Genomic DNA, 7,040 nt, shown 5'->3' with positions numbered 1-7,040 from the left:
GGAATCATCTTTAATGTAAATCAAACCAGCAGGCAAAACATCAGTTACAACAACATCAACAGCCCTGTCAGGACCATTATTAACAACAGTAACAGACCAGGTAATCTCATCACTATAATTAGGTGTAGGATTGGATACAACTTTAATAACTTCCAAATCAGCCTCATGACCAACATCAATAGTAGCACTATCATTATTATTAGTCAAATCAGACTCAGGAGTATCACTAGTCACATTAGCAACATTAGTAATGACAGCATCAGTAACATCAACTTTAGTCCTGATTCTTAAAGTGGCACTGCCTCCATTAGCCAAATCACCAATATTCCAAACATTATTAGCATAATTTCCATCACAATCAACGAAAATCAAACCAGCAGGCAAAACATCAACAACAATTACGTTTTCTGCAGTATCAGGACCGTTATTGGTCACAGTAACAGTCCAGGTAACAGTATCCCCTTTCTTAGGATTATGATTATCAACAGACTTCACAATAGCCAAATCAACAATAGGATCAATTTCTATTGTATCATTATCCTCATTATTACTCTCATTATTATCAGGAGTAGTAGAATTAACAACAGCAACATTAGTAATTGTATCATTAGATATCATTACAATAGTTTTAATGTTAATAACAGCTTCACCATGCTTTTTCAAATCGCCAATGATCCACTTACCATTCTTATAAGCACCATTGGAATCATCACTCACATAAGTCAAACCAGCAGGCAACAAATCATCTACATAAACACCGGTAGCATCACTAGGACCATGATTGATAACAGTTACAGTCCAAGTAATCTCATCACCGTATTTTGGAGTTTTATCAGACACGACTTTAATAACCTCCAAATCAGCCTGTGGAATAATTCTAAATCCAGTTTCATTAGAAATCTGTTTGTATAATCTGTCTTCAGGGTGTTCAGAGTAAACTGAATATTTTCCAACAGATAATTTATCATTTAGCAATAGTGAAATATTTCCATAAAGACCTGTTTTATAAATACCATCAATGATAATATCACCATTAACAGCACTGTTTGGAGCTGTTAAAAGACCGTTCTGATCATCTCTTACAACCTTAATAGTAACATTTTGGTAGTCTTCACGTGAATCCTGATAAAGTAATCTGCCGCCGTCACTATTTTCAGCACCATCAACCGGATGAACTTCTTCATCGGTAGTAGTTCTATTACCAGTTGAATGCTCATAAGTTACATTATGGAAAAACATATTATTCGGGCTTCCATCATTATAAATCGCATTAATAAGATTATCTCCTCCTACAAGAACAACATTAATCAGAACCTGATTTGAGCCATTATAATAACTTACTTCAGGAGTTGCTGTTGTAATCAAAAGATAACTAAAGGCCTGGTTTTCTAAAAAATCATCATCAGTAATGTGAACTTCTTCACCTTTATTATATATTGCAGATCCATTACGTGCAGTGTTTCTATCAAAGAAAGATGAAGTAATATAATTGTGATTTCCTATAATGTAGATTGCTCCACCTAAACCCTGTGTTATATCTTCAAGGTCAGGGATAGCATGGTTGGATATGAATTCAGAATTGGAAATCTCTAAATTATCACCATGAATGTAAACAGCTCCACCATGAACAGAAGCATTATTATCATTAAAGTAATTATTATCTATCAATCCATAATTTCCTTCAGCATAAATTGCCCCACCACGCATAGAAGCAATATTATGTTCAAATTGAGAATCTAAAATGTCAATATAATCACCAATGACATAAACGGTACCAACTGATGAAGAATGGTTGAAAAACTCAGAAGTCATGATTTTGGTATTTGAACCATGAACATAAATAGCTGAACCGTTACCGCCATAAGCAAAATTATCATCAAAATGACTTTTTTCTATATCTGTATTATTACCGAATACATAAATTGCACCACCACATCCTTCGCTTTGATTTCCTGATGCAACATTATATCTGAATGTATTATTGTATAAACTAGCATTAGAACCATAAATATAGATGGCTCCACCATCAACATCCCAATCAGGAATTAACCAATCCTGAACTTTAATAACAACATTTGTTAAATTATCTGTTGCATGATTATCAGTGAAATTAGAATTATGAAGCTTTATTGTGTCTCCCTGAAGGAAAACAGCCCCACCTTTAACAGCAGAGTTATTTACAAAAGTACAATTTTCAATACATATTTCACTACCCATAGCCTGAATTGCACCACCGATAGGTGCCTTATTACCTTCAAAATAACTATTAAAAATGCTTATAGTAGCATTAGTAGTCATATTATAAACAATTCTATCTAAATTAGTACTGATTGCACCACCATAAAATTTGGTAGCGGTGTTATTTATAAAAGTACAATTATCAATTATACAATGATTATGTGGGCAGATTGCACCACCTATAGAATTACAATTATCGATGAATTGAACGTTTCTTATAATTGCGATACCAATACGAGTTTCATCATCATGTACACATATAACTCCACCATGGTCATGATGGTGGAAACGATTAAGATTCACGTCAGAAGCTCCAAGGGTAGTGTTAATAAAACTTGAATTTTCAAGGATGAGTGGATCAATAGATGTAGGGGATAATTGAACACAACCACCGAAAGCTTTTGAAATAAAATTATCCTTACAAAAAACATTACTGACAATTCCGCTACCTTCAATGCCAAATAGACCACCAGCAGATTGATCGTTAGGGTCTGTAATATTTGTAGCGGTATAAGGACCAATTGACGTATTATTCACAAAATATATATTATCAACATTAACTGGAGACGGTCCAGTTAATCTAAATCCTAACATAGAGACTCTATAGGTAAAAGATTCTCCATAATTACTAACAAATTTGAAATTTTTTACAGTGGCATTATAACGCATAGAATAAGCTGAACCTACAGTGTTGTTAGCTTTAAAAGAATTGTTATAATTACTAGAATTAACTAATAAAACTGTAGAATTTTCACCACTATGGAAAAATCCTCCCGGAAGATTAGTATAAGCTTGGAGTCTATTATTATTCATATTTAAATTTTCCAAAAGCAAGTTGGATTGAGTTCTTAGTCTAAGAAAAGACCCGTATATAAAATTTCCTTCAATACAATTATTTTCAAAATTTACACCATTTATATTCACTTCACTATTATCATATATAAATATTAATCCATTTAAATTACCTGAACTAGTTATATTGTTATTGTTGGCATTTATATTGTTAATTGTGACATTAGATGACCTACTAACATAAAATAAAGCACCATTAATAAGTTTTGAACTTGAAATTGTATTATCACTAAAAATAACATCTGATGCATCTAAATTAGAATTCGCGCCAATGTAAATACCACTAGTAAATGAATCGCCTACAATATTTTGGTTTTGTATTGTTAAATTTTTAATATTTATATTTCCACCAGCAAAATATGCAAAATGTCCATTTCCATTATAAAATGCATTTTCAAAAACAAGATTTCTTAAAGTAATATTATATTTTCCTGAACTGTAAAATATCCTTGATAAGCCTTTTGCATCTAAAACAGATACCTGAGTATTATTAAAGGAACCTCCGTCAATAATTATATCTCTTTTGATCTCAATCTGACCTGTTCCGCTATTATAATAATATTTTCCATCTAAATAAATTGTTTCTCCTTTTCCAGCATTGTTAATAGTAGTTTGAATATCAGTAAAACGATGACCATTAACATTTGCTTTTAATAAAGTATTTTCACTAGAGTTAAATACATTTGAATCTATCTTATTGTCCTCTTCATCAAATGAGACTCCCAAAATGGAATCATCATTTCTACTTAAAGACTCTTTAAAATTCGTGCTTCTTAATTCGTCTGAATCCAATTTTATTTCATTATTAATGTCAATACCCTTATCATCAGACGATTCTAAATCAATCGTTTCAACTTCCTGAACTGATGTTGGTTCAGCAACTGAAACAACCTGTTCATGTGGAACTTGAGTTGGATCGCTTGAAGTTGCATTGAAGCTGATTTCAGCAGCGCCAACGGCACTGACTGAAAGAATCGTCGCAACAATTAAAGCGATTACTAAAAGTTTCGCATTTTTCATGTTTTTACCTCTAAGTTTAAAATTGTTTTTAATAAGCTTTCAAATAAGCTTTACTAAAAGAAAAATCTGCATACATCATATAATATTAAAAATGGAATTGTGACAACATAGAAATATATTATTGTCTCCAAAAAAAGATTTAAAATCTAAAAGGTTACAGCAAACAAAAGCATAAAAACAAGGGATAAAATCTGAACAAAAAGAAGAAGATACAAAAATGACCAAATTATCGCTGCCAACGATGGAGTTATCGATACTGAAAGCAAAATCAGTAGTGATTTTATCAGTGCATTCTATTAAATCACCATTCAAATCAGCCATAAAGTCATCTGAAAAGATAAATGAAACATCCCGATTGATTAAAAGATTATTCTTTAATTCTAAAACCTTAATTAAACTACGCTTAAAGCTATGCGTCTCATAATTCGTTGTTTCAGTAAACAAATCATTAATTAAACGGACATATTCATTTTCATTAACTTCTTCAGAGATGAATATTACAGAACCGTGTCTTATAATACTATTGTTTTCTGCTGCCGCTTCCAAATCAACATCCTCATCAACATCATTATGATTTACATTAACATTAGTAGTATCAAAAACACCAATTTTATCATCTTTATTGATATCGTCTACAGTGTTAACTCCATCATTAGGGACATTGTTGGTTTCAGCTACAGGAGACTTAATTTCTTCATGAGTTATGATAGGATTATTAGCAATTTCACCGGACTGATCAAGAACAGGAACATCCTTATTATATTCATTATATTCCTCTTCAATTTCATGACTTAGTGAAACTTGTTCCTGAGCAAGATCAATAGGATCATACTCCTCGACGACAAAGGCTTCATCGCTTTCATATGAATATTCAACAAAAAAAGCTTCGCTAGAATCTTCTGCAGCAATTACAGGAAGAAATACTAAAACTAACATTATCAATACAGATAATTTTAATATTCTAGAGTCGAAGTTCATTGTCGGCACCTTTCATAAAAATTCGTTTTTAAAATCAGAATTGTATAACAATAATTTTTCCCATAGTCATTATCGAAGAATAATTTTCGCAACTACCTCAAATAATAACTACAGTTATGTAGTTTTTTCATCATATATAAAGTTTACAGTTCAACATGAAAATTCAAATAAGATATACAGTTTGATATCTATTTGATATAACTTATCAATCAGTTCAACATTTTTCAAAAAAATAGATATTTTCAAAAAATACTGCACCTTGAATGGATAATATTCACCATATCAGAAAAAACAAAGAATATTGTTGTAGTGATGTTTAGGATTGCAAAACAGGGCCGAGACGCCAAAAAAAATCTATTGTAAATTAAATACCAATAATTATTTAGAAAAACAGTTCAGATGAGTTATCATCATGATGACCAGATTAAGATATTAAGTAATATATTGTATAGTTACATCAACTTATACATATACTCCGGCAGGCAAATTATTGAATATACGAATCTCAACACAGTAGATAGAACAATATCAATCATTAATCAACAATTAACTCCAAATAGCACATTGTTCATGTATTACTTGAATTAATAGAGACAGACTCTCAATATGATTCATATTTACAAATGAAGAAATACTGGATATAATAATTTACAATATATTTCTTAAACTCTTTAATGTTCCTTCATATAAACGCCTTGAACAATTATTTAATATGTTATTATCGTGTTTTTAGTTATACAACCTCATTAGAATTGTTTTGCAAAACTGCATGAATCTTATAATCTTCTACCAAAGGTTACACCTACAATTGAAATTAATGCTAAAAGAGCCATTGCGATAGGGTTACCGGTAGCAGGTAAGGTTTCTTCAGCAGCAGCTGCTTCTTCAACAGCATTGTCAGCCTGAGGAGCAACATTGTTGCTGAGGTCAGGATCATAGGTGTCACTGAATATGGAAGCGGTTAATATAGCTTCACCATCACTTAAAGCTTCACCAACTAAGTATAAAGTTATAACATCACCAGGGAGCATATCACCGATATTAAATATTCCAGTTACTGGATCAAATGATTGAGCTAAAAGGTCATCATCAATTAAAACTGGTTCGGTCATACCCCTTAACGGATTGATATAGGTAGCAAATACATCACGCAATAATACGTCACCTTTTGTTAATTTAACTTGACCAACAGCATTTTCAGCTATATCAGGACCGAAGTTTACAAAGGAAGCTGCCCAAACAACTAAGTCTCCTGCTTTTGCAGTTTGATATTCAGGAGTAACCTTAACTGCTACGTCAGCTGATGGTAAATCCATCAAAAAGCCGCTAGGAGTAGGAACAAGAGTAGCAGGATCAACAGTTGGTTCACCAGCAGATTGAATCTCTTCAAGTTCAGTTTCGTCCTCGGCTTCTATTTCTTCTTCAGCCTCAAGTTCAGTTTCATCTTCAGTGTCAGTCGAAGTTTCGGATGAATCATCATCCGCACCGGATTCAGTTAATACTACATCATCAGATTCAGAAACAGCTTCTTCATCTTGAGCAGTATCTTCAGCTGCAATTGCAGGGATTATCATTAAAATCAATGCAAATACAACTAATATTTTTAATATGTTTGATTTTAAATTCAATTTTCACACCTTTTTGTTTTAATACAATTAATATTGTATATTTTCCTAATACTAACAAAACATAGTATCTAGGAAGTAATTGATATTTAAAAAAATACACATATATAAAGGTTAAGAAATTATTATTGAAAGTAGTATAAATTATACGAGTTACTATCTATTTGATATTTTTTATTGAAATATTCAGCAAATAAAATATAAAATGAATATTTAACATTACAATAAAATTGCACTTTTTTATTCACACTTTAAAAACATTTAGCTGAAAAAATTGAAATAATGTTTAATCTCTGTAAAAAATGAAAATTATATTAGATATGTATA

2 protein-coding genes and 1 pseudogene are annotated in these 7,040 nt (G+C 31.3%); all 3 read right to left on the bottom strand.

Annotated features, from left to right (window positions below):
- A pseudogene (locus tag ACKI4K_RS00840) lies at window positions 1-4,110 on the bottom strand (hypothetical protein); the annotation flags it as partial.
- A 75-nt stretch (window positions 4,111-4,185) separates the two neighbouring features.
- Window positions 4,186-5,088, bottom strand: a complete 903-nt coding sequence (locus ACKI4K_RS00835; RefSeq protein WP_407421321.1) for a hypothetical protein — start codon at window positions 5,086-5,088, stop codon at window positions 4,186-4,188.
- Window positions 5,089-5,864: 776 nt separating this feature from the next.
- Entirely contained in the window at window positions 5,865-6,716 is an 852-nt protein-coding gene (locus ACKI4K_RS00830) for a hypothetical protein (RefSeq protein WP_407421319.1), read from the bottom strand.
- Window positions 6,717-7,040 lie beyond the last annotated feature (324 nt).

Source organism: Methanobrevibacter sp. (assembly GCF_045644645.1).
In the GTDB taxonomy this organism is placed as follows: Archaea; Methanobacteriota; Methanobacteria; order Methanobacteriales; family Methanobacteriaceae; genus Methanocatella.
The sequence above is the reverse complement of the archived record's forward strand: the minus strand, read 5'-3'. Positions and strand labels throughout refer to the sequence as shown.

Bases quoted from the DNA above. Each gene is read 5' to 3' on its own strand.
- ACKI4K_RS00835 (WP_407421321.1), bottom strand. From the start codon at position 5,088: ATGAACTTCGACTCTAGAATATTAAAATTATCTGTATTGATAATGTTA.